Annotated in this window: 20 protein-coding genes; 3 read left to right on the top strand and 17 right to left on the bottom strand. The window is 62.9% G+C overall.

Features of this window, described 5'->3' with window-relative positions:
• Nucleotides 1-195 precede the first annotated feature (195 nt).
• The 13 genes from RDU24_RS02445 to RDU24_RS02385 all read right to left on the bottom strand — a co-directional run bounded on the left by RDU24_RS02445 (nucleotide 196) and on the right by RDU24_RS02385 (nucleotide 14490).
• Entirely contained in the window at nucleotides 196-939 is a 744-nt protein-coding gene (locus RDU24_RS02445) for a TlyA family RNA methyltransferase (RefSeq protein WP_308734134.1), read from the bottom strand.
• Nucleotides 940-966: 27 nt separating this feature from the next.
• Nucleotides 967-2403, bottom strand: coding sequence for a threonine synthase (gene thrC / locus RDU24_RS02440; RefSeq protein WP_308734133.1), 1437 nt, complete (start codon nucleotides 2401-2403; stop codon nucleotides 967-969).
• Nucleotides 2404-2440: 37 nt separating this feature from the next.
• A complete protein-coding gene (locus RDU24_RS02435) occupies nucleotides 2441-2944 on the bottom strand; it encodes a DUF456 domain-containing protein (RefSeq protein WP_308734132.1) in 504 nt (167 codons plus the stop codon).
• On the bottom strand, nucleotides 2944-4236 hold the full coding sequence (locus RDU24_RS02430; protein ID WP_308734131.1) for a phenylacetate--CoA ligase family protein: 1293 nt from the start codon (nucleotides 4234-4236) through the stop codon (nucleotides 2944-2946). Before RDU24_RS02430 ends, RDU24_RS02435 begins: the two co-directional genes overlap by 1 nt.
• Nucleotides 4237-4265: 29 nt before the next feature.
• Entirely contained in the window at nucleotides 4266-5726 is a 1461-nt protein-coding gene (dnaB, locus tag RDU24_RS02425; RefSeq protein WP_308734130.1) for a replicative DNA helicase, read from the bottom strand.
• Complete coding sequence (gene rplI, locus RDU24_RS02420) at nucleotides 5680-6165, bottom strand: 50S ribosomal protein L9 (protein WP_308734129.1); 486 nt, start codon at nucleotides 6163-6165, stop codon at nucleotides 5680-5682. Before rplI ends, dnaB begins: the two co-directional genes overlap by 47 nt.
• Before the next feature lie 12 nt (nucleotides 6166-6177).
• Nucleotides 6178-6438, bottom strand: coding sequence for a 30S ribosomal protein S18 (gene rpsR, locus RDU24_RS02415; RefSeq protein WP_308734128.1), 261 nt, complete (start codon nucleotides 6436-6438; stop codon nucleotides 6178-6180).
• Between the two features lie 2 nt (nucleotides 6439-6440).
• Nucleotides 6441-6761, bottom strand: a complete 321-nt coding sequence (gene rpsF, locus RDU24_RS02410; protein WP_308734127.1) for a 30S ribosomal protein S6 — start codon at nucleotides 6759-6761, stop codon at nucleotides 6441-6443.
• A 439-nt stretch (nucleotides 6762-7200) separates the two neighbouring features.
• Nucleotides 7201-8109: a phosphoribosylaminoimidazolesuccinocarboxamide synthase gene (locus RDU24_RS02405; RefSeq protein WP_308734126.1), complete on the bottom strand. Its 909-nt coding sequence runs from the start codon at nucleotides 8107-8109 to the stop codon at nucleotides 7201-7203.
• A gap of 51 nt (nucleotides 8110-8160) precedes the next feature.
• On the bottom strand, nucleotides 8161-9468 hold the full coding sequence (gene hisD / locus RDU24_RS02400) for a histidinol dehydrogenase (RefSeq protein ID WP_308734125.1): 1308 nt from the start codon (nucleotides 9466-9468) through the stop codon (nucleotides 8161-8163).
• A gap of 173 nt (nucleotides 9469-9641) precedes the next feature.
• The gene (locus tag RDU24_RS02395; protein WP_308734124.1) at nucleotides 9642-11126 is read right to left on the bottom strand and encodes an outer membrane homotrimeric porin; all 1485 of its coding nucleotides are present in this window, start codon (nucleotides 11124-11126) and stop codon (nucleotides 9642-9644) included.
• A 188-nt stretch (nucleotides 11127-11314) separates the two neighbouring features.
• Nucleotides 11315-12799 (bottom strand): outer membrane homotrimeric porin, encoded by a 1485-nt coding sequence (locus RDU24_RS02390; RefSeq protein WP_308734123.1) that lies wholly within the window; start codon nucleotides 12797-12799, stop codon nucleotides 11315-11317.
• 218 nt (nucleotides 12800-13017) lie between these two features.
• Complete coding sequence (locus RDU24_RS02385) at nucleotides 13018-14490, bottom strand: outer membrane homotrimeric porin (protein ID WP_308734122.1); 1473 nt, start codon at nucleotides 14488-14490, stop codon at nucleotides 13018-13020.
• Between the two features lie 233 nt (nucleotides 14491-14723).
• Here RDU24_RS02385 and uvrC point away from each other — a divergent pair, with 233 nt between their 5' ends.
• On the top strand, nucleotides 14724-16550 hold the full coding sequence (gene uvrC / locus RDU24_RS02380; protein WP_308734121.1) for an excinuclease ABC subunit UvrC: 1827 nt from the start codon (nucleotides 14724-14726) through the stop codon (nucleotides 16548-16550).
• Here uvrC and RDU24_RS02375 read toward each other — a convergent pair.
• The 4 genes from RDU24_RS02375 to RDU24_RS02360 form a co-directional block, all read right to left on the bottom strand.
• Nucleotides 16547-17230 (bottom strand): metal-dependent hydrolase, encoded by a 684-nt coding sequence (locus RDU24_RS02375; protein WP_308734120.1) that lies wholly within the window; start codon nucleotides 17228-17230, stop codon nucleotides 16547-16549. The two genes, uvrC and RDU24_RS02375, sit on opposite strands and share 4 nt — an antisense overlap.
• A 32-nt stretch (nucleotides 17231-17262) precedes the next feature.
• The gene (locus RDU24_RS02370; RefSeq protein ID WP_308734119.1) at nucleotides 17263-17829 is read right to left on the bottom strand and encodes a UbiX family flavin prenyltransferase; all 567 of its coding nucleotides are present in this window, start codon (nucleotides 17827-17829) and stop codon (nucleotides 17263-17265) included.
• Between the two features lie 88 nt (nucleotides 17830-17917).
• Nucleotides 17918-18748 (bottom strand): endonuclease, encoded by an 831-nt coding sequence (locus tag RDU24_RS02365; protein WP_308734118.1) that lies wholly within the window; start codon nucleotides 18746-18748, stop codon nucleotides 17918-17920.
• A gap of 124 nt (nucleotides 18749-18872) precedes the next feature.
• Nucleotides 18873-20318 (bottom strand): menaquinone biosynthesis decarboxylase, encoded by a 1446-nt coding sequence (locus RDU24_RS02360; protein ID WP_308734117.1) that lies wholly within the window; start codon nucleotides 20316-20318, stop codon nucleotides 18873-18875.
• 176 nt (nucleotides 20319-20494) lie between these two features.
• Between RDU24_RS02360 and RDU24_RS02355 the strand changes: the two genes are divergently transcribed.
• Nucleotides 20495-21136, top strand: a complete 642-nt coding sequence (locus RDU24_RS02355; RefSeq protein ID WP_308734116.1) for a CerR family C-terminal domain-containing protein — start codon at nucleotides 20495-20497, stop codon at nucleotides 21134-21136.
• Nucleotides 21137-21140: 4 nt separating this feature from the next.
• Nucleotides 21141-22325 (top strand): efflux RND transporter periplasmic adaptor subunit, encoded by a 1185-nt coding sequence (locus RDU24_RS02350; RefSeq protein ID WP_308734115.1) that lies wholly within the window; start codon nucleotides 21141-21143, stop codon nucleotides 22323-22325.
• Nucleotides 22326-22328: the final 3 nt, after the last annotated feature.

Below are 22328 nucleotides of genomic sequence, written 5' to 3'. Positions count from 1 at the left end.
AAAGCGGCTCATGGTCGTCGATACTGGCAACCATATCTGACACATTGGGCAAGAGCGCGTTTCAAGTCAAGGGGAGTGGCCGTCCCGATGCGCACAAGGGAGCAATCCCCGTGCCTAGTCGCCGGGGCGCAGAACGGCGCCGTCATCACGGATCCAAGCGCGATGACGGTTGCCGGACAGAAGATGTGTTGAGGCTCAGCGCTTGAAATAGGCCAGGAATTCCTGGTTGCCCTTGGGGCCGAGCAGGGTGGAAGGCGCGGTGCCGACATGCGTCAAGCCCAGCGTGTCCCGGCAGAAGGCGACGACCCCGTCCACGGCCTCCTGGCGGTCGGCCTCCTCGCGCACCACGCCCCGGTCCGTGCGCCCGGCGGGAAGCTCGAACTGCGGCTTCACCAGCAGCACCAGCTCGCACGTGGGCTTCAAGAGCGCCAGGCAGCCCGGCAGGATGGCCGTGAGCGAGATGAAGGAGACGTCGGCGGTAAGCACGTCCAGTCGCTCGGGAAAGAGTTCCTGGGGCGGCTCACGCAGGTTCAGCCGCTCCAGCACCACCACGCGCGGATCGCTACGGAGCTTCCAGCTAAGCTGCCCGTAGCCCACGTCCGCAGCGTAGACGCGCGTCGCGCCGAACTGCAGCAGGCAGTCGGTGAAGCCGCCGGTGGACGCGCCCGCGTCCAGGCAGGTCTTGCCAGAGGGGTTGAAGCCCAGGGTCTCGATGGCCGTGAGCAGCTTGTAGCCGCCCCGGCTGACGAAGCGGTCCTGCCCGCGCAGGCTGAACTCCGTGTCCTCGGGAAATTGTTGCCCTGGCGAGTCCACGGGGACCTTCTGCCCGTCCTTCAGGTAATGCGCCGCCCCGGCCATGATGAGCCGCATGGCCACTTCCTTGGATTCGGCCAGCCCCTGCTGGGCGATCATCCTGTCCGCGCGGTCTTTTTTCGGCACGTCGTGCTCGGGGGAATCCAGCACAGGCTATTTCTTGGCCAGGCCAAGGCGGGCGACCACGTTGTCGGCGGCCTGCACCACGTAGTCCTTGTCGGACAGGCGATCCTTGTCGCCCTGGGTGATGATGAGCTCGGGCCGGTTGGCCAGCTCCGGCTTGGGCGTGACGCCGAACTCCGCCGGGAAGCTGTTCTCGAAATACATTTCCTGAAAGCCGATAAACTTCAGGTGGTGCGCCGTGGCGTCGAGCACCACGGTGTCCTCGGCGTTCACCAGGCCGAGCTCCAGCGCGCGCTTGGCGCCGGCCAGGCATTCCCCGCCCTGGGTGCAGGCGATGTGACCAAAGCGGTTGGCCTGGATCATGGAGTCCATGATCTGCTGCTCGGTGACCTGGACCACCTGGAAGGAGCCGGTGCCGCCGATGGCCTCGAACTTTTCGGCGAAATGGCGCACGCGGGGGAAGCTCACCGGGTTGCCGATCATGGCCGCCTGGGCCACGCTGGCGCTGACCGTGACGGGCTTGTACTCGCGGGTCTTGGCGTCTGCCGCGTAGTAGCGGTACACCGGGTCGGCGTGGTGCGACTGCACGCCGAAGACGCGTGGCAGGGCGGTGATGATGCCAAGTTCGTACAGCTTGAGGAAGCCGCCCATGATGGCGGTGATGTTGCCTGCGTTGCCGATGGGCACGAACACGCACTTGCCGCTCATGTCCCAGTCGTACCACTGGGCCACCTCGAAGGCGTAGGACTCCTGGCCCAGGATGCGCCAGGCGTTCTTGGAGTTGAGAAGGGCCACGCGGTAGTTGTCGGCCAGGTGCTCGACCACCTTCATGCAGTCGTCGAACACGCCGGGGACCTCGAGCACCACGGCGCCGCTGCCCAGGGGCTGGGCGAGCTGCTGCGGCGTGACCTTGCCCGCGGGCAGGATCACCGCGCTTTTTACCGCTCCGCCAACGTAGGAGGCGTACAGCGCGGCCGAGGCCGAGGTGTCGCCGGTGCTCGCGCAGATGGCCAGGACCTCGGTCCAGCCCTGGGTGCGGATGAGGCTCTTCAGGAAGCTGAAGGCGCAGGCCATGCCACGGTCCTTGAAGGACGCGCTGGGGTTCTGGCCGTCGTTCTTGTACACGGTCTTGAGGCCCAGTTCGGCGCGCAGGGCCGGGGGGGAGTCCACCAGCGGGGTGTTGCCCTCGCCTAGGTACAGGATGTCCTCCTGCTCCAGCACGGGGGCCATGAGCTCGTAGAAGCGGAAGATGCCGCGCAGGGCGGGTATCTTGCTGGCGGCGCGCTCGTCGAAGATCTTGCGCCACTCGGCCCCGGAGGTCTTCTTGAGCTGGTCGAAATTCAGGTCGCGCAGCACGAACACGCCGCTGCACTGGGGGCAGGTGTAGTGCAGTTCGCCGATGTCGTAGGTGGCGCCGCAGCCGAGACAAACGTATTGCATATGACCACGGTAGGTGGGGAAGGACATGGCGAACTCCTTGGCGTGAATATGTTCGGCGCGGGCGCTAGGCCACGAACCGGCTGATGCTCATGACGATGATGGTGGCCCCTATGGCCAGCTTGCCCACAAGGCCGAAACTGCGGCCCCAAAAGACGCCCCAGGCGGCCGCGGAGGCGGCGGTGGGGTCAGGGTGGCGCAGGCGCTCGACAACGAAACAACCGACCCAGGCGCCGAGCAACGCGCCCACCAGGCTGCCCAGGCCAAGGCCGAAGGGCACACCCAGGATGGCCCCGCCGATGCTGCCCACGATGCCGCCCAGGTTGCCCGCCTTGCTGGCCCCGTGCTTCTTGCCGCCAATGACCTGGGCTGCGATCTCCAGCACCTCGCCCAGCAGGGCCAGAGCTGCCATGTAGCCCACGAAGCTCCAGTCGATGCGGCCTTCCGGGACGATCCACGCCGCCAGGGCGAGGATGGACAGCATGAGCCAGTTGCCCGGCAGGGAAAGCAGGTTGAGCCAGAGGAAGCAGAACAGGACGAGGCCGACGCTGAGGCCCCAGAGCAGGTCCATTACTTGTCCCTGAGGTCAACCACGCGCACGGCCTTGCCCTCGCTCTTGGGGATGGAGTCGTGCTGCACGAGCTCCACACGTGGCGTGACGAGGACCTCGTCGCGCAGGCGCGAGGCGATCTTCTTCTGCAAGGCGGTCAGTGCGCGCATGTCCTCGACGAAATACTCGTCCTTGATCTCCACCTTGATGCGCAGTTGGTCCATCTCGCCCTCCTTGAAGAGCTCGATGAGGTAGTTCTGCGCCACCTCGGGCAGAGACATGAGGGCCTGTTCGATCTGCATGGGGTAGATGTTGCAGCCCTTGATGATGAGCATGTCGTCCGCGCGGCCGGTGATGCGGTCGATGCGCCTGTGGGTGCGGCCGCAGGCGCAGTCGCCGGGGATGAACCGGGTGAGGTCGCGCGTGCGGTAGCGCAGCAGGGGCATGCCGTCGCGGCAGAGCGTGGTCATGACCAACTCGCCCACCTCGCCCTCCTTGACCCATTCGCCGGTCTCGGGGTCGATGATCTCGGCGATGTAGGCGTCTTCCCAGAGGTGCATGCCCGCCTGCTTCTCGCACTCAAAGGCCACACCCGGGCCGTTCATCTCGGTCAGGCCGTAGGAGTTGTAGGCCTTGATGCCCAGAAGATCCTGAATGCGCTGGCGAATCTCCTCGGTGTGGGGCTCCGCGCCGATGAGCGCAATGCGCCAGTTGAGGCTCTTGGGGTCGATGCCTTCCTGCTTCAGGAAATTCGCGAAGTGCAGGGCGTAAGACGGAATGATGTGGATGCCGGAGACGTTGAAGTCGCGCAGAAGCTTGACTTGGCGCTTGGAGTTGCCCGCGCCCGCGGGAACGGTCAGGAGGCCCAGGCGCTCGGCGCCGTAATGGATGCCCAGCCCGCCGGTGAACAGGCCGTAGCCGCTCATGTTCTGGAACACGTCGCCCTTGCGCAGGCCCACGGCGTACATGCAGCGGGCGACAAGCCCGGCCCAGGAATCGATGTCGTTCTGGGTGTAGAAAATCGCGGTGGGCGTGCCCGTGGTGCCGCTGCTGGCGTGCAGGCGCACATACTGGTCCATGGGCTGGCAGAGCAGGCCGTAGGGGTAGTTGCCGCGCAGGTCGTCCTTGGTGGTGAAGGGCAGCTTCCTGATGTCGTCTGGGGAGGTGAAGTCTTCAGGGCGGATGTTCAGCGCGCCCAGGCGGGAACCGTAGAAGCTGGAGCGCATGCAGGTGGAGATGGTGCGCTTGAGGCGCTCGGTCTGCAGTTTCCGTAGGGATTCTTTGGCCAGGCCCTCTGCGGCTTCGTAATGCATGTGCTCCCCCTCAGGCGCGGTGTTTCGTGTCAGCTGGACTGGAAATATTCCGAAGGATATGGCGTAGCTGTAAGGTTTTCAAATCTACTGTAATTTTTCAGGAAGTGCAACTCGACTTCGCCGACGGGGCCGTTTCTCTGCTTGCCGATGATGATCTCGGCCACGCCCGCCTTGGGGTTGCCTTCCTTCTTGTTATAGACCTCATCGCGGTAGATGAACATGATGACGTCGGCGTCCTGCTCGATGGCGCCGGATTCGCGAAGGTCGGAAAGCATGGGGCGCTTGTCGCTGCGTTCCTCGACCTTGCGGTTGAGCTGCGAGAGCGCGATGACCGGGATGTTCAGTTCCTTGGCCAAGGCCTTCAGGTTGCGCGAAATGTCTGAGATTTCCTGTTCGCGGGAGTCGATGTCGCGGCTGGCGCGCATGAGCTGGAGGTAGTCCACCACCACCAGTCCCAGGTTGTGCTCGCTTTTGAGCCTGCGGCAGCGCGCGCGCAGCTCCATGGTCGAGAGCGCAGCCGTGTCATCGACGAAAAGCGGCGCCTTGGAGAGCACATCGGCCGCCTCGTACAGGTCGGCCCAGTCCTTGTCCTCCAGATAGCCGCGGCGCAGGCTGCCCAGGTCCACCTTGCCCTGGCAGCACAGCAGACGCATCATGATCTGGTCCATGGACATTTCCAGCGAGAAAATTGCTGTGGGCGTGGGCGTCTCGCCCTTGATGGCCGCGTTCAGCGCCAGGTTCAGGGCGAACGCGGTCTTGCCCATGCTGGGGCGGCCGGCGACGATGATCAAGTCGGAGTTCTGCATGCCGGCGGTCATCTCGTCGAGCTTGTCGTAGCCGGTGGTGGTGCCGGTGACCAGCGCCTGCCGACCCACGCGCTTCTGCAGCTCCTTGAAGACCCGGACTACAAGGTCCTTGCTGGAGTGCATGGTGGTTTTGCTGCGCACATCCGAGATCTTGAAGATGGCCTGCTCGCTCTGGTCGAGAAGCCCTTCCACGTCCTGGGATTCGTAGCAGTTGCCGATGATGTCACTGGCGGCCTCGATGAGCCTGCGGGCAACGGCCTTGTCGCGCACGATGGCCGCGTGGTGCATGGCGTTGGCCGCGCTCACGGGGGAGTTCGTCAACTCGGCCAGATACACTGGCCCGCCAACGCTTTCCAGGTCACCGGACTGCGAGAGCTGTTCGCTCACGGTGATAAGGTCAACCGGAGCGTTCTGGGCGTTCAGGGTCTCAAAGGCGCGGAAGATGATGCGGTGGGCCGGGGAGTAGAAATCGTCGGAAGTGACGAGGTCCACCAGGGAGTGGAAGAGCGAATTACGTAAAAAAACCCCCCCGAGAACCGCCTGTTCGGCTTCCAGGTTCTGGGGGGGGACATTGCGCGAAAGAGCGGCGGAGGCCCGTTCGAGGGCCTCCGCGCCGTCTTCTCGCTTTTTGCCCTTGTTATGCCTCGGGCTGCTCAAGTTCGGGTTCTTTTTCCTGCTGTCCATGTTTTATCACGCGCAGTTTCAGTTCGCCCTTCACGTCGGGGTGCAGGCGGATGTCGATCTCGTACTCGCCCAGGGCGCGGATGGCGTCGGGCATTTCGATTTTGCGGCGATCGATGTCGATGCCCTGCTCGAGCAGCGCCTCGGCGATGTTGGCAGCGGTAACGGAGCCGTAGAGCTTGTCGCCCTCGCCCACGCGCACCGTGATGGCCACGTTGGCGGCAGCGATCTTGGTGGCCAGGTCGGTGGCCTCGGCGCGCAGGGCGTCGGCCTGTCCGGCCAGCTTTTTGCGCTCCAGTTCAAACTGTTTCAGATTGGCCTCGGAAGCCATCATGGCCAGGCCCTGGGGGATCAGGTAGTTTCGCCCAAAGCCGGGCTTGACCGCGACGATGTCCCCCAGGCGCCCCAGGGATTCCACGTCGGCGCGCAAGATGAGTTTCATGGTCATGCCCTCCTAGACGGTCTTCTTCTTGACGTCCGTGCTGTGCACGGTGGTGTAGAACAGCAAAGCCATCTGCCGGGCGCGCTTGATCTCGGTGGTCAGGCTGCGCTGATGCTTGGCGCAGGTACCGGTGATGCGGCGGGCGATGATCTTGCCACGTTCCGTGATGTAGTCGCGCAGGATGTCCGCACGCTTGTAGTCAAGCGGCAGGTTCTTGTCCGCGCAAAAACGGCAGAACTTCCTCTTCGGGGTGAACTTCTTGCGAAAAGCCATGACTACGCCTCCTCGGTCGCGGGCGCGGCGGGAGCGTCGCCCAGGCGGACAGTGACGAACTTGAAGATGCCGTCGGTGATGCGGACGTTGCGTTCCAGTTCGGCAACGAGCGCGCCAGGGGCGACATACTCGAGGCGGACATAGTGGCCGCGCGTCAGCTTGCGGACGGGGTAGGCCAGGGTTTTGATGCCCCAGTCATCGACGAGGGTCAGCTTGCCCCCGTCGCGCTCGATGATTCCGGTGAGATTCCCAAGAATCTCCTTGCGGTTTTCCTCCGCCAGTTCCGGACTCAAGAGCAGCAGAGTCTCGTAGTTGTTGAGCATGTAAATCTCCTTTTGGGCTTTGGCCCTCCCCGCACAAGGGAAGAGCAAGGTAGAGGGGTGCTCTTACTCGCTCAATTCGGCTCTGTCAAGCCTTGTTGGCGACCCCGCTCTCGTCCGCTGGCAACCAAAGGTCATGGTTTCAGGGGCTTAGCCCTGCCTTTCGGACGTACTCAAAATGAACAGTGAGATTCCGTCAAGGCGCCAGCGTGAGCTGAGCGTGCGCGGCCATACCGCCTTGCAACGTCATCCCGCTCAATCCTGCCAGTGGTTGCTATTTGTCTGGAGCGTTCTTGTCCTTCTTGTCAGCATCCTTCGGCGGCGTCCAGCCGCACTCCTTCTTGGGGCCTCAGCCCCCGCCCATGCCCGGCACGAGCCTGGAGATGGCGAACCACGCCACCACCACGGCCAGAAGAATCCATCCAGCGTCCATGATTGCTCCTTATACGCCCAGGTCGCGCCCGGTGAGCAGGCGATAGGCCTCCAGGTACTTGGCCCTGGTCTGGTCGATGATCTCCTGCGGGATCTTGGGGGCGGGAGGGCGCTTGTTGAACTTTATCTGCTCCAGCCAGTCGCGCAGGAACTGCTTGTCGAAGCTCTGCTGGCCGCGGCCGGGCGCATAGTCGCTCATGGGCCAGAAACGCGAGGAGTCCGGGGTCAGCACCTCGTCGATGAGGATCAACGCTTCCTTGCCGCCCTCGTTCACGGTGCCGAACTCAAACTTCGTGTCCGCGATGATGATGCCGCGTCCCTCGGCGTAGTCGCGCCCGGCGGAGTAGATGGACAGCGCCAGATCCTGGGCCTGGGTGGCCAGCGACTCTCCGGTGATGCGCATGGCGTCGGCCACGGAGATGTTCTCGTCGTGTTCCCCGAGCTCGGCCTTGGTGGACGGCGTGAACAGCGGCTTGGCGAGCTTGTCGGACTCGCGCAGGCCCACGGGCAAGGTGTGGCCGCAGACCTGGCCGGACTTCTGGTAGTCCTTCCAGCCACTTCCGGTGATGTAGCCGCGCACGATGCACTCTATGGCCAGAGGCTTGGCGCGGCGCACAAGCACGGCACGGCCTTCCAGCAGGTCGGCGTGGGCCTGCAAGGGCTTGGGAAAGTCCTTCACGTCAGTCGCCAAAAGGTGGTTGGGTACGAGGCTTGCGAATTTCTCCATCCAGAACAGGGTGATCTGGTTCAGAACCACGCCCTTGTGCGGAATGGGATCGTCCATGATCACGTCAAAGGCCGAGATGCGGTCAGTGGTGACAATGAGCAGGGTCTCCGGGCTGATCTCGTAGATGTCGCGCACCTTGCCGCGCGAGAGCAGCGGATAATCCTTGATGTCAGTGTTGATGACGCATTGCATGTCATGCTCCGTTGCGTTTGCTGAAAGGTTTAGGACCGTTAGCGGTCTGTTTTAGATATCTTCGAGTCTGCATTCGACGCTTCTGGCGTGCGCCGTCAGGCCTTCAAGGTGCGCCATGCGGGCGATTTTGGTCCCGTGCTGACGCAGGTACTCCGGCGTGGTGGCGATGATGCTCGACTTTTTGCAGAACGTTTGCACGGACAGGGCCGAAGAGAAGCGAGCGGTGCCAAGGGTGGGCAGCACGTGATTCGGACCAGCGAAGTAGTCTCCGACAGGCTCCGGGCAGTGCTGGCCGAGGAAGATCGCCCCGGCGTTGCGAATCCTGCCCAACAGGGCGAAGGGCTCGTCCACGGCAAGCTCCAGGTGCTCCGGCGCGATGGCGTTCACAAGGTCCAGCCCCGCCTCAAGCGAGTCAACCACGAGCACGCCACCCCAGAGCTCCAAGGCCTTGCGGGCCAGATCGTTGCGGGAGAGCTTCGGGAGTTGCTCTGCCAGCGCCTTGCGCACACCTTCTGCAAGCTTTTGGCTCGCCGTGATGCACAACGCGGCTGCGAGGGGATCGTGCTCGGCCTGGGACAGCATGTCTGCGGCCAACCAGGCCGGGTTGGCCGTGTCGTCGGCCAGAATGACGATTTCGCTCGGCCCGGCGATCATGTCGATGCCGACCTCGCCCACGAGCAGGGCTTTTGCGGTGGCCACGTAGATGTTGCCGGGTCCGGCGATGACATCGCAGGGGCGGATGGATTTTGTGCCATAGGCCAGGGCCGCGATTGCCCACGCGCTGCCGGCGCGGTGTATCTCGGTTATGCCGAGCAGGGCGGCGGTGGCCAGGATGTATGGGTTCAGGGTCGAATCCTTGCGCGGGGGCGAAACCACGGCGATATCCGTGACTCCTGCCACCTGCGCTGGCACTGCGTTCATGATGAGGCTGGAGATGAGCGGTGTCTCGCCGCCCTGGCCGCCGGGCACGTACAGGCCAACGCGGTCGACGGGCCGGACCATCTGACCGAGCACGCTGCCGTCCGGGGCGGTGGTGAACCAGGACTGCTCGGCTTGCCTGGCATGGAAGTCTCGAACATTGGCGATGGCTTCGCGCAGAATGTCCAGGTCCGCTTCAGGGATTTCCCTGAGCGCTGAGCGGATGGCGCGAACCGGAACTCCCATGCGCGCGGGAAGATTGGGCGCATCGAAGCGGCGTGTATAGCGGCGCAAGGCTTGGTCGCCATGCCGGCGAACATCGTCAAGGATGTTGCGGACGGTGCCGGTAACATCCAGGCCAGGATCCTTGCGCTCCTTAAGCCAAGCCAGCACGCTTGGGCAGTCCAACTCGGCAGGGACGCGGGCAATACGACAGGGCATGCGGAACCTCGATAGCATGAAGTGTTGATGAGCACCTTGAATTGGTGATGAGAAGCTACCCCAGGGGGGCTCGAAAGTCGAGTTCGAAGCGTCGGACGCGAATACTGTGAGCGATGAAGAAAGGGCCGGAACTTGCGTCCCGGCCCCTGATGGTCATGCTCGCTTATCTGGGTCTAGAAGAAGTAGTTCAGGCCGACGCCGAGCTTGTAGGCGTTGCTCGTGCCATAGTTCTGGATGTCGGCAGCGTTGGTGACGCTGGAGGCGCCCCAGACGTCCTTGTCGAAGTCGGCATGGATGTAGCCGGTGTACACCAGCAGGGTCAGCTCGTCGTAGATCTTGTAGCGGGTGTTGAAGTCCACTTCCCACAAGGAGTCCTTGGTGGTCAGGAAACCTGCGTAGTTAGCGTTGCGCACGGTGCCGCCGGACTCGTACAAGTAGTCCTTGTTGTTGGTGCCCTTGGCGTAGAGCAGGTTGAAGTCATGGCTGAGCTTGTCGATAAGTTTGATGTCCTTCAGGGACATGCCGAGGGCCCAGTAGCCAAGGGTGTTGCTGGTGTAGCCAGCGGTGTTGTTGATGGAGCCGCCAAGTTCGAGGCGCTCGCCGAAGAAGAAGGAGCCGATGGTCCAGTTCTGGGGAGCATTGACCACGGGCATGCGCTCGGAGCCGCCACCCTTGGAGCTGTTGCCGTTTTCACCGGAGGAGTAGGTAAAGAACACCTGGGGGGTCATCATGGACAGGCCGGTGTAGTCCACCGCCAAGTCGAACAGGAAGCCGGAGCGACCGCCCTTGCCGTTCTGGGCAACGGGGTTATTGTACGTGGCCTTGCCGTAATTGAAGTCGGACATGATCTTGAAGTTTTCCAGCGCGGTCACAGTAGCGGCGATACCACCCCAGTAGGCGCGGATTCCTTCACCAGCGGAGCTGTTCGCGGAAGCAAACCCAGCAGTTGTACCGGCGCCGTTTCCGTTCACGGAAGTGGAACCCACATTGGCGTATGCGGCAAAAGGCGTGATGCTGTAACCCTTGAAGGTAAGGGGCACGGCGGCGAAGACGATATCAGCGGCAGTACCAGAGCCGGTAAGATTGCCAGCGGTGGTGCTTGCAGCGCTGTTGGAATCGTAGGGACGGGCGTAACCAGCCAGGATGGAGACGTTGTCGGTAATGGGAGCGCTCACAACCGCAGCGGCCACCTGGTCGTCAAGAATGGCGCTGCCGCCGCCAAAGGCCGCAGGCAGGGTGACGGTCTGGAAACCGAGCGAAATATTCGTCATGGTGTTAGGCCAACGGTATTCGATGTAGGCCTTGCGAAGCATGATGTTGCCGTTGCCAGCGGAGTTTGCGCCAGCGGCGGTCAGGCTGGCGGAGCGGCCAGCGCCGATGCCGAAGAGGCCATTACCCCAGTTGGCGGCGCCAATCTGGGTATCAAGAATGCCGCGCAGGTTTTCGTTGGCGATGAACTGGAACTGGGTGCGCATCTTTTGTTCGAGGTTGAAGGGCTTTTCCTCGCTGATGGCGCCCTTGTCCAGAAAATCCCAGCCCTGCTTCATCTGGGCTTCGATCCACCAGTAGCCCTTGGCCTTCATCTCCATGCCAAACGACAAGCTTGCCGACGCGACAAGAAGGAATACAGCCAGTCCGAGAACCCAGAATTTTTTCATGCTACCAACCCCTTCAGGAATTATATTCAGAAAATTGAGTCAATGTGAGTGAACACTTCCTATGCGATTATGCAAGGGAAATCAAGCGAGTTTCGTGGATTTGTACAAAATATTTTACTTGAAAAGGAAAAGGGGCCGAAGCATATGCTCCGGCCCCTGAAGGCGTCAGGTGGTTGGTCTGGTCTTAACTAGAAGCTGTAAGCGACGCCAAGACGGGCGCTGTAAGCGTTGTTGCTACCGTAGTTCTGGTAGTCAGCAGCAGCGGTCTTGGAGGAAGCGCCCCACAGATCCTTGTCGAAGTTGGCGTTGATGTAACCCAGGTCGAGGTTAACAGCCAGTTCGTCGTAGATCATGTACTTGGTGTTGAAGTCCACTTCCCACAGGGAGTCCTTGGTGGTCAGGAAGCCGCCGTAGTTCATGTTGTTGGCAAGGTTGATGTTGTTGCCCATGTCTTCGTTGATGGAGTTCTTGTCGTTGGTGCCCTTGACGTACAAGAGGTGGGCGGTGTGGGTCATCTTGTCGATGAGCTTGATGTCCTTCAAGGACACGCCAGCGGTCCAGAAGCCCATCACGCGCTGCACGTAGCCAGCGCTGCCGGGGAAGCCGTTGATGAAGTTGCGGTCGCCGAAGAAGAAGGAGCCAACGGCCCAGTTCTGCGGGTTGCCAAGGCTGGGCATGCGGTTGGAACCGGCGTGCTCGGTGGAGTTGCCCTTCTCGCCGGAGGAGTACACGAAGAAGGCGGACGGGGTCATCATCTTCAGGCCAGTGTAGTCAACGGCGATGTCAGCCATCCAACCGGAGCGGGTGGTGCTGCCAAGATTGGGGGTGGACAGGGAGTTGAAGGTAGCCTTGCCGTAGTTGAAGTCGCCCATGAACTTGAAGTTGTCGAGCATGGTGACAGTGGCGGCGACACCACCGAAGTAGGCGCGAGCGCCTTCACCGCTGGTGCTGTTGCCGGCAACCAGGCCAACCAGGCCGGGGGCGCCAAGCTTGGAGCCAAGGCTGGCGTAAGCGGCGAACGGGGTCACGTTCACGCCTTTGAAGTTAAGGGGCACAGCGGCGAAAACAACATCGCCGGAGGTGCCGGAACCAGACAGGTTACCAGCGGTGGTGCTGACGGAGCTGTTGGTGTCGTAGGGGCGGGCATAACCAGCCAGCAGGGAGATGTTGTCGGTGATCGGAGTGCTGACCAGGGCGGCCGCAACCTGATCGTCCAGAATGGCGCTGCCGCCGCCGAAGGCCGCGGGCAGGGACACAGTCTGGAAGCCGACGAGGAAGTTGACCTTGGTGCCGGGCCACTTGAAGTCAACATAGCCCTTGCGGAGCATGATGTTGCCGTTGCCGGCAGAGGCAGCGCCAGTGGCCGTCAGGCTGGCAGAGCGGCCAGCGCCGATGCCGAGTGCGCCAGTACCCCAGTTGGCAGCTCCGATCTGCAGGTCGAGGACGCCCTTCAGGTTCTCGTTGGCGATGAACTGGAAGGCGGTGCGCACGCGCTGCTCAATGTTGAAGGTCTTGTCTTCGCTGGTAGAAGCGCCTTTGTCCATGAAGTCGGCGTTCTGCATGTTCGCTTCAATCTGCCATTTGCCGGAGGCTTTGATGTCGGCCGCGGAAGCGGTCGCAGCCAGGCCCAGGACCATCAGTCCGAGCAAGGCAATCGCGTAAAGCTTTTTCATGTTATCCTTCCCTTCTTTGCGGTTGTGTGAACCACCATCAGCCATTCTTCAACTGATCTCTAGCAAACGGAAATGACAGAATCAAGAGAAAACAGCACCCAAAGTAAAAATATTTTTACTGTACGGATTTTTGTATTCAGCTGCCTTGGGGATTTGTTGACCAAAGAAAAGGGCCGACGCTTGCGCGTCGGCCCTGTGGTCAGGCTCGTGACAGAGAACTAGAAGCTGTAGTTGACCAGCAGGCTGGCCTTGTAAGCGGAGGTGCTGCCGTAGTTTCTGTAGTCGGCGTTCACAGCACCCCAGGTGTCCTTGTCGAAGCTGGGGTTGATGTAGCCGAGTTCCAGACCCAGGGACAGTTCATCGTAGATCTGGTACTTGGTGTTCACGTCAACTTCCCACAGGGAGTCCTTGTTGGTCAGGAAGTTGCTGTAGGTGACGCCGTTGCCAGCAGTGGTGTCCTTCAGGAAGTCAGGATCGTTGGTGCCCTTGAAGTAGATCAGGTGCACGGTGTGGGACAGCTTGTCGATGAGCTTGATGTCCTTCAGGGACAGGCCAAGAGCCCAGTAACCCATGGTGGTCGAAGGAGCATTGTAGGACATGTTCAAGCTGTCGCCGCCCTGCAGCCAGAAGGAACCCAGAGCGTAGTTTTGCGGGGTGCCGACGACAGGCATGCGGTCAGACTTGCCACCATCGGTGCTGTTTCCGGACTCACCGCTGGAGTAAGCGAAGAACACGGAGGGGGTCATCATGGAAAGGCCAGTGTAGTCGACAGCGATGTCGGCCAGGAAGCCCTGACGGCCGCCCTTGGCGTTGTTGAGGGAACTCTGGTTGTTCCAGGTGGCCTTGCCGTAGTTGAAGTCAGCCATGACCTTGAAGGGGTCGAAAGCGGTCATGGTGAAGGCGGCGCCGCCCCAGTAGGCGCGAACGCCTTCGTTGGCGGAGGAGTTGGCACCAGCGAAACCGGCCAGCGCGGTGGCGCCGGTGCCGGCACCAGCGACGTCCTTGCCCAGGGAGGCGTAAGCAACCCAAGGCTTGATGGAGAAGCCCTTGAACATGTCGACGTTGGCGATCAAGAAGGCCACGTCGCCATTGTTGTGGGAGCCGGACAGGTTGCCAGCGGTGGTGGAGGTGGCAGAGTTGGCGTCGTAAAGACGACCGAAGCCACCAACCAGGGACAGGCCGTCGGTGACGGGCACAACAGCCGCAGCGGCGGCGAAGTGGTCGTCAAGAACCGGGCTGCCGCCGCCAACGGCGGAGGGCAGGGACAGGCTCTGGAAGCCGACGAGGAAGTTGACCTTGGTGCCGGGCCACTTGAAGTCAACATAGCCCTTGCGGAGCATGAAGTTGCCGTTACCAGCGGAGGCGGAGCCAGTGGCGGTCAGGCTGGCGGAGCGGCCAGCGCCGATGCCCAGGGCGCCGGTGCCCCAGTTGGCGGTGCCAAGCTGGACTTCGAGGACGCCTTTCAGGTTCTCGTTGGCGATGAACTGGAAGCTCTGGCGCACGCGCTGAGCGATATTGAAGGTCTTGTCTTCGGAGACGCCGCCCTTCTTCTGGAAGTCGTTGTTGACGTTAAAGTCAGCTTCGATCTGCCAAGCTCCGTTGGCTTTGATCTCGGCTGCGGCGGCGCTGGAAATGGTGCCCATGACCAGGGCAGCCACCAGCACCATGAGCAGTGCAAATTTCTTGTTCATCCTTTCCTTCCTTTGGTAGAAGTTCTAATCGCGAGCCTGAACCACGTTACCGATGCTTTTCTAGCCTCTATTCGGACGATGTTCAATACCTCAGAAGGCATTTTTTGAAATAAAGTTAAATTTTTTTTACCGTCAAGTTTTTTAGCTTTCACCACGGAACTTTTTAATTGTATACCAAATTTCCCAACGTTGTTCAGCGGATTGTATTTCTTAACTCCTTGGAGCTGAAAAGAATGATAGCATTTTCCGCCCAGGACTATCCCGAGGCTCCGGGCGTCTATTTAATGAAGGATGGCTCCGGGCGGATCCTTTATGTCGGCAAGGCCAAAAGCCTGCGCAAGCGCCTTGCCTCATATTTTCGGGCGAGTTCGGACCATGCCCCCAAGACCATCGCTCTTCTGGGCAAGGTCGACCATATTGATTTGCTGCTTGTTTCCACTGAAAAAGAGGCTCTGCTCCTTGAAGATAGCCTCATCAAGAAGCACAGGCCCCGCTACAACATCGTCCTTCGGGACGACAAGCGCTCGCTTCTCTTCAAGCTGGACAAGCGTTCCGAATACCCTCGCCTGACCATGACCCGCCAGGTCTTGCGCGACGGCTCCGCCTATTTCGGTCCGTTTTCCTCGGCTTCCGCTGCGCGTGCGACGCTTAAGCTTGTCGGGGAAATATTCCCGCTTCGCCGGTGTTCAGACCGCTCCTTCAAGAATCGCGTGCGGCCTTGCCTGTATCACCAGATCGGCCAGTGCCTCGGTCCGTGCTGCCTGCCCGTCGATCCCGCCCGCTACCATGAAATGGTGGCCCAGGTGGAGCAGTTCCTCTCCGGTCGCTCGGGCTCGCTGGTGCGCGACCTGAAGGCTCGCATGCTTAAGGCCTCAGCGGAGCTGCGCTATGAGGAAGCGGCCCTGCTGCGCGACCAGATCGCCGCCATCGAGAAGACGCTGGAAGGCCAGGCCTCGGTGCTGCGCGATGCCCTGGACCGGGATGTGCTGGCGGTGGTTACCGCTGGTGACGGCCTTGGGCTGGGGATGCTGTTCGTGAGGGCCGGGCAGCTGCTTGAACAGAAGACCTACCACTGGCGGGGGTTGGGCAAGGCTGACATCCCTGAGGCCTTGGGGAGTTTCCTGCCTCAGTTCTATAGCCAGGGGCGCTACATCCCCGGGCGCATTGTGCTGTCGCACGACATTTCCGATGGAGAGTTGTCGGGCGAGCTGGCTGAGCTGCTGGCCGAGCGCCGTGACGGCCCGGTGCGCCTGGCCAAGCCGCGCGGCGAGGATGAACGCCGCCTGCTCGACATGGCCGCCAACCTTGCACTCACTGCCCACCGCGCCGATTCCTCCCAGGACGTGCCGGGGCAGTTGGAGCGCGCCCTGAACCTGCCGCGCGCGCCCAGGCGCATCGAATGCGTCGACATCTCGCACCTTGCAGGCGGGAGCGTGCGCGCCGGGGTGGTGGTGTTTGAGGACTGCGTCGCGGTGAAGCCGGATTACCGGGTTTACGCTCTTCCGGGCGCCGAGGGCACGGGCGACGACTATGCTGCCTTGGCCCAGTGGGCGTTGCGGCGCGTGGAGTCCGGTCCGCCCTGGCCGGATCTGCTGCTGGTGGACGGGGGGCGTGGGCAACTGGCGGCGGTGGTGCGCGCGCTTGCCGAGGCCGGTGCCGGGGAGGAATTCGAGTGCGCGTCCATCGCCAAGGGGCCGAGCCGCAGGGCCGGAGAGCTGGAGGACCGGGTGTTCCGGCCCGGCCGCAGGAACCCCGTGGCGCTCAAGGCCGGAAGTCCGGCGCTGCTGTTTCTGCAACGCGTGCGCGACGCCGCCCACCGCTTCGTCATCAGCAAGACGCGTCAGGCTGGACGCAAGAAGCGCCTGGACAGCGCGCTGCTGGAAGTCCCGGGCCTTGGGGCGGCCCTGGCGCGACGGCTCTGGGACGCGTTCGGATCGCTTGACGCCATGCGCGAGGCCGGGCCAGAGCGTTTGGCCCAGGTGCGCGGCGTCGGCCCGGCCCTGGCCGCTCGCATTGTCCTGGCCCTTGGCTCTCCTGCGCCAGCAGCGGAGGACGGCTAGGCCACTTCCACGGGCACGCCCGGAGTCAGCGCAACGAGATGCGTGTCCGGCGCGTATTCCTTCAGCGCAACGGCAAAGGCGTCGGTTTCCTGGGCCAGGATCGGGAAGGTGCCCCAGTGCATCGGCGCCACGTTCCTGCAGTGCAGAAACGAGCACGCCACGGCGGCCTCCACGGCGTCCATGGTGAACCAGCCCCCCATGGGCAGCATGGCCAGGTCGATGTCGAAAAAGCGGCGAAAGAGCTTCATGTCCGAGAACAGGGCCGTGTCGCCCGAGTGATAGGCGCAGAACCCGCCGGGAAAGCTGATGATGAAACCGGCTGGCGAGCCTGTGGCCGAGGAGTGCACGGCCTGGACCATCTTTACGCGCAACGCGCCCATGTGGACGGTCCCCCCCATGTTCATGCCGAGGACCTGTTCCGCGTGCAGCCCCCTGGCCTGCATCTTCGGGGCGAGATCGAAAAGGCACACCAGCTTGGCCCCGGTGCCTTGCGCGATCTCCGCCGCCTGACCGACGTGGTCGCCGTGGTCATGGGTGACGAGAACCGCGTCTACGTGGCCGATGCACTTCTTCCAGCCGGTGGGAGCCTTGGGGTTGCCTTCGAAAAACGGGTCGATGAGCACCGTGAGACCGTCTTCCTGCAGCATGAAGTTGGAATGTCCGAACCAGGTGAGCAGCATGGCCGTTCCTCCTTCCTGTCATCAACTGGCGGCTATTCGCCCCAGCGCTTGAACAAGGCGTTGTCGATGCCCAGTTGGTCGAGGATGCGCCCGGCCAGATGGTTCACCAGGTCGTCGATGCTCTTGGGCCGGTGGTAGAACCCCGGGCTGGCGGGCACGATGTCGGCCCCGGCCTCCTTGGCGGCGAGCATGTTCTTTATATGGATAAGGTTGAGCGGGGTCTCGCGGGTGACCAGCACCAGCTTGCGGCCTTCCTTCAGGGTCACGTCCGCGGCGCGGTGAATGAGATTGGTTCCCAGGCCGTGGGCGATGGCCCCCAGGCTGGCCATGGAGCAGGGGCACACGATCATGCCCGCGTGCCGCCAGGAGCCGCTGGCCGGGCCTGCGGCGATGTTCTTCTCGTCATGGCTCGCGTGCGCCAGCTTGAGCAGATCCTCGGGGCCGAAGTCGGCCTCCAGGGCGATGACCTTCTTGGCCGCCTCCGACAAGATCAGGTGCAGTTCGATGTCCTCGCGACCACTGAGCGCCCGGGCCAGAGCCATGGCGTACTGCGGGCCGCTGGCCCCGGTGACTGCGAGAAGGATGCGTTGCGTGGTCATATTCTCCCTTTGCCGGACCATGAATTCCCGGCCACATCTAGCGTAAGGAAACTCCACGCGATTTGCAATGCGCACGGTCGCGCCGCTGCTATTGCCAAAGCCCTGCCTGCTGGCACTGCGTCTTGACCAGGGGGTTCTCGTTGCCCTGGCTGTCCTCGATGCGCCTGGCGCGGGTGCATTCCCACTGATCCACGGGATACATGTCGTCCCAGGCGTTCATGAGCTGCTCCTGCTGGCGGCTGAGGTTGAAGCGGGGATACGCCCAGGCCATGTACTTCGTGGTGCGGGCGATGGCGCCTCGGGCGTGCTCCGGCGGTTCGGCCTTGTTGCCCTCGATCTTCATGGCGCAGGTGCCGAAGGAATTGGGCGCACCGGGCAGCATGGCGAAGCTGTAGTTGCTGCGCAAGGCGTTGACCGCGCCGATGGCCGGGTAGAGGTTGTACATGTCCGCCTGCATCAACCGGTACTCCTTGCTCACCCGCTCGGCGCATTTTCTGCCCTTGAACGGGCCGCGCCTGTCCTGGCAGTCCGGGTGACCGTCGCGCCATTCCGGGAACGTGCGGCCGAAGTTCTCGGCCGGGACCACGTGCTCCCACTCGATGCGTCTGGCCCGCTCGCGGTGCTTCGGCGTGGTGAATCCGGGCGGCAGGCTGACCGCGCCATCCTCGCCGAAAGGCGCCTGGCAGTAGAAGGTGATGCGGTGGTCGCTGTAGACGAGCCGTTCGAGGGTCCGCTTGGCGCCCTGGAACGAGTCCTCGCGGGTGTTGCCCCTGGGCTGCGCGGTTTCCTGGGCCTTTTCGCCAGGCTCCCGCTCCGCCTTGTCCTTGTCGCCGCAGGACAGCAGCGTGAAGGCAAGCAGGCAGCAGGCCAGGAGCGAGGCAAGGCGCTTCGCCGCGCTATTCGGAGCGTTGGTTCTCACGCGGTTCTATGCCTTTGGGTTGCCTGCGACATGTCCCGGCACGGGGGCCAAGTCGGCCTTGCCGTGCCGGGACGGAGGTGCGGTTGCGTCGGCGGTTGCGCGGCGGTTGCGGGCTCCGGGGCGGCTAGAGCCCCAGCTTGTCCCACAGGGCGTCGACCTTGGCCTTGACGCCCTCGTCCATGCGCAGGGTGCTCGGCCATTCGCGGTAGTGCCCGTCCTCCGGGCCTTTCTTGGTGGCGTCGATGCCCATCTTCCCACCGTAGAACGCCAGCGGCGAGGCGTGGTCGAGAGCGTCCAGCGGGCCTTCGAGGATGGCGATGTCGCGCCTGGGGTCGACGTTGTTGCCGATGCGCCAGAGGACTTCGGAGACGTTTTGCACGTTGATGTTCTTGTCCACCACCACGATGATCTTGGTGAACATCATCTGGCCCATGCCCCACAGCGCGTACATGACCTTGCGCGCCTGGCCGGGGTAGCGCTTGTCGATGGAGACGAAGCAGAGGTTGTGGAACACCCCCTCCAGCGGCAGGTTCATGTCGATGACCTCGGGCAGCTGCTTCTTGATGAGCGGCAGGAACAGGCGCTCCGTGGCCTTGCCCATGAAGCAGTCCTCCATTGGGGGCGGGCCGACGAGCGTCGCGGGGTAGATGGCGTCGTTCCTGTGAGTGATGGCCGTGACGTGGAACACCGGATAGTCGTCGGCCAGGGAGTAGTAGCCCGTGTGGTCGCCGAAGGGACCTTCGCGGCGGCGCTCCTTGGGATCGACATAGCCTTCCAGCACGAACTGGCTGGTGGCCGGAACCTCCAGGTCCACGGTCTTGCACTTGACCAGCTCCACCGGCTGGTTGCGCAAAAAGCCCGCGAAGAGCATCTCGTCGATCTCGTCGGGGATTGGCGCGGTGGCGGCATAGGTAACGGCCGGATCCGGGCCGATGGCCACGGCGACTTCGAGCCGTTTGCCCAGCTTCTCGGCCAGGTGGTAGTGATAGGCCCCGCCCTTGTGCCGGTGCCAGTGCATTCCGGTGGTGTTCTTGTCGTACACCTGCATGCGATACATGCCCGCGTTGCGCACGCCGGTCTCGGGGTTCTTGGTGAAGACCACCGGCAGGGTGATGAACGGTCCGGCGTCGCCCGGCCAGGTGGTCAGCACCGGCAGGATGGACAGGTCCACCGCGTCTCCGGTGAGGACGACGTCCTGGCAGGAGCCGCGCTTCACGTGGTCCGGGAAGATGTTGGTGAGCTTGGAGAGCTTGGGAATCATCTGCAGTTTCTTGATGATGCCGTCGGGCCGCTCGATCTCCAGGTATTCGTGGATGCGTTCGCCCAGCGCGTCCAGGTTCTCGCTGTCCAGCGCCATGTTCATGCGCTTGTAGGAGCCGAACATGTTGGTCAGCACCGGGAACTTGGACCCCTTGACCTGCTGGAAGAGCAGGGCAGGGCCAAATTTCTTGCTCACCCGGTCCGTGACCTCGGCGATTTCAAGGTAGGGGTCGAGTTCCGCGTCGATGCGCTTGATCTCGCCGTTCTTGTCCAGATGCTTCAGAAAATCCTGCAAGTCCTTGTAGGGCATGGAATCCTCGCGGGGGTCGTTTTTTTCATCCTACCTTACGCGCCAGCACTCTGACAAGCCGACAACGTGACCGCTCAAGGTGCGCTCCTTTATTTCGCAAGACGGTTGACAGGCGATGAACACGGTATTAAACAGCGTTTTAACGCCATGTGTCAAACGATGTTTGGAGGGTTGCCATGCAGGATCAAGCTGACGCCGGAACGAGGGAGAGGTTGCTCGCCGCCGCGCGCGAGGTGTTCGCCGAACGCGGGGTCAAGGAGGCCACGGTGCGTGACATCTGCGCCAAGGCTGGGGCCAACGTCGCGGCCGTGAACTACTATTTCGGCAGCAAGGAGAAGCTGTTCATGGCCGTGCTGGCCGAGTACATGCAAGCCGCGCATCTCCGGTTCCCCATCGACATGGACCTTGCCCCCGGCGCGCCTGCCAAGGACCGCCTCAAGGCCTACGTGCGCTCCCTGCTGTACAAGTTTCTCGGCGACGGCGACCCGCTGTACGAAAAGCTCGGCATGCTCCTCACCAAGGAGTTCATCGACCCCTCGGACCAGTTCGACGTGATCATGGAGCGCTTCATCATGCCCCAGCATGAGGTTCTCCTGGGCATCGTGCGCGAGCTGATGCCTGAGAGCGATGAACGTTCCGCGCACCTCTGCGCGGCGGGGGTGGTGGGCTACTGCCTGTTGTTCGACCATATGCGGGCCGTCATTCGCCGCATGTGCCCGGAGATGGCCCTGGAGAGCCTGGGCGTGGAGCTGCTGGCGAACTTCATCTTCGAGTACTCGCTGGCAGGCATTGAGCGCATGAAGGGTTTCAAGGAGTAGCGCCATGAAGCTGAATCTCCCGGTGAGCAGAAAAACGTTGGTTGTTGGGGTGATGATCCTGGTCATCGCTCTTGCCGTTGCCGCCAACACATTCTCCAAGACCAAGCCGCCCCGCAGCGCCCCGGTTCCGGTTCGGGTGAAGGCCGTTGAAGGCGCCGGCGAGGCCTCCGGCCTGCGCTACTCGGCCAACATCACCCCGCGCGAGCAGGTGGAGCTGGCCTTCAAGGTCGGCGGCTACGTGCGCGAGATCGTCGCCGTGCCGGGACCCGACGGAGCCAAGCGCGAGCTGCGCGCCGGCGACAAGGTCTCCCGCGGCATGGTGCTGGCACGCCTGGATCCGCAGGACCACGCCGCCCGCGCCAACCAGGCCCGCGCCGCCATGGAGGAGGCCAAGGCCTCGCTGGTGCAGGCGCAAAAGGATTTCGAGCGCTCGCAGTCCCTTGTGGCGGGCGGCTATCTTGCCAAGAGCGAGTTCGACCGCTCGCAGGAGCGCCTGGGCGTGGCCCGCGCCAAGCTCGACGGCGCGCGCGCCCAGTTGGAGCAGGCCAACATCCAGTTCGCCGACTCGCAGCTCAAGTCGCCCCTGGACGGCGTGGTGGCCAGCCGCAGCGTGGAGCACGGCACCCTGGTTTCAAGCGGCACCAAGGCCTTCGTGCTGGTGGACCTCTCGTCCGTAAAGGCCGTGTTCGGCGTGCCCGACACCATGCAGGCGCGCATCAAGCCCGGTTCGCCCCTGACTGTTGTCGTGGACGCTCTCGCGGGCCGCGAGTTCTCCGGCAAGGTCACGGCGGTTTCGCCCTCGGCTGACCCCAAGAGCCGCGTCTTCGACATCGAGCTGACCATTCCCAACCCCGACGCGCTGCTCAAGGACGGCATGATCGCCACTGTGCGTCTTGAGGGGCTCGGCGGACAGGACGCGGGAGCGTCCCCGACCGCGGAGGGTTCGTCGACCGTGGCAAGTGTTCCTTTGCAGTCCGTTGTGCGCCCGCCCGACGACCCCAAGGGGTACATGGTCTATGTGGCAGCGGAAAAGGACGGCCAGACCGTGGCGCAGGCGCGCCGCGTGGAGCTTGGCGACGTCACCGGGCGCAGCGTGCTGGTGCGCGGCGGGCTGAAGCTGGGCGAGCGGGTCATCACCGCCGGGGCCACGCTGGTCAACGACGGCGCAGCCATCATTGTGGTTCCGTAAGGC

Origin of the sequence: Humidesulfovibrio sp. (assembly GCF_031082295.1) — a bacterium.
In the GTDB taxonomy this organism is placed as follows: domain Bacteria; phylum Desulfobacterota; class Desulfovibrionia; order Desulfovibrionales; family Desulfovibrionaceae; genus Humidesulfovibrio.
This window is presented reverse-complemented; position numbering and strand designations above follow the sequence as displayed.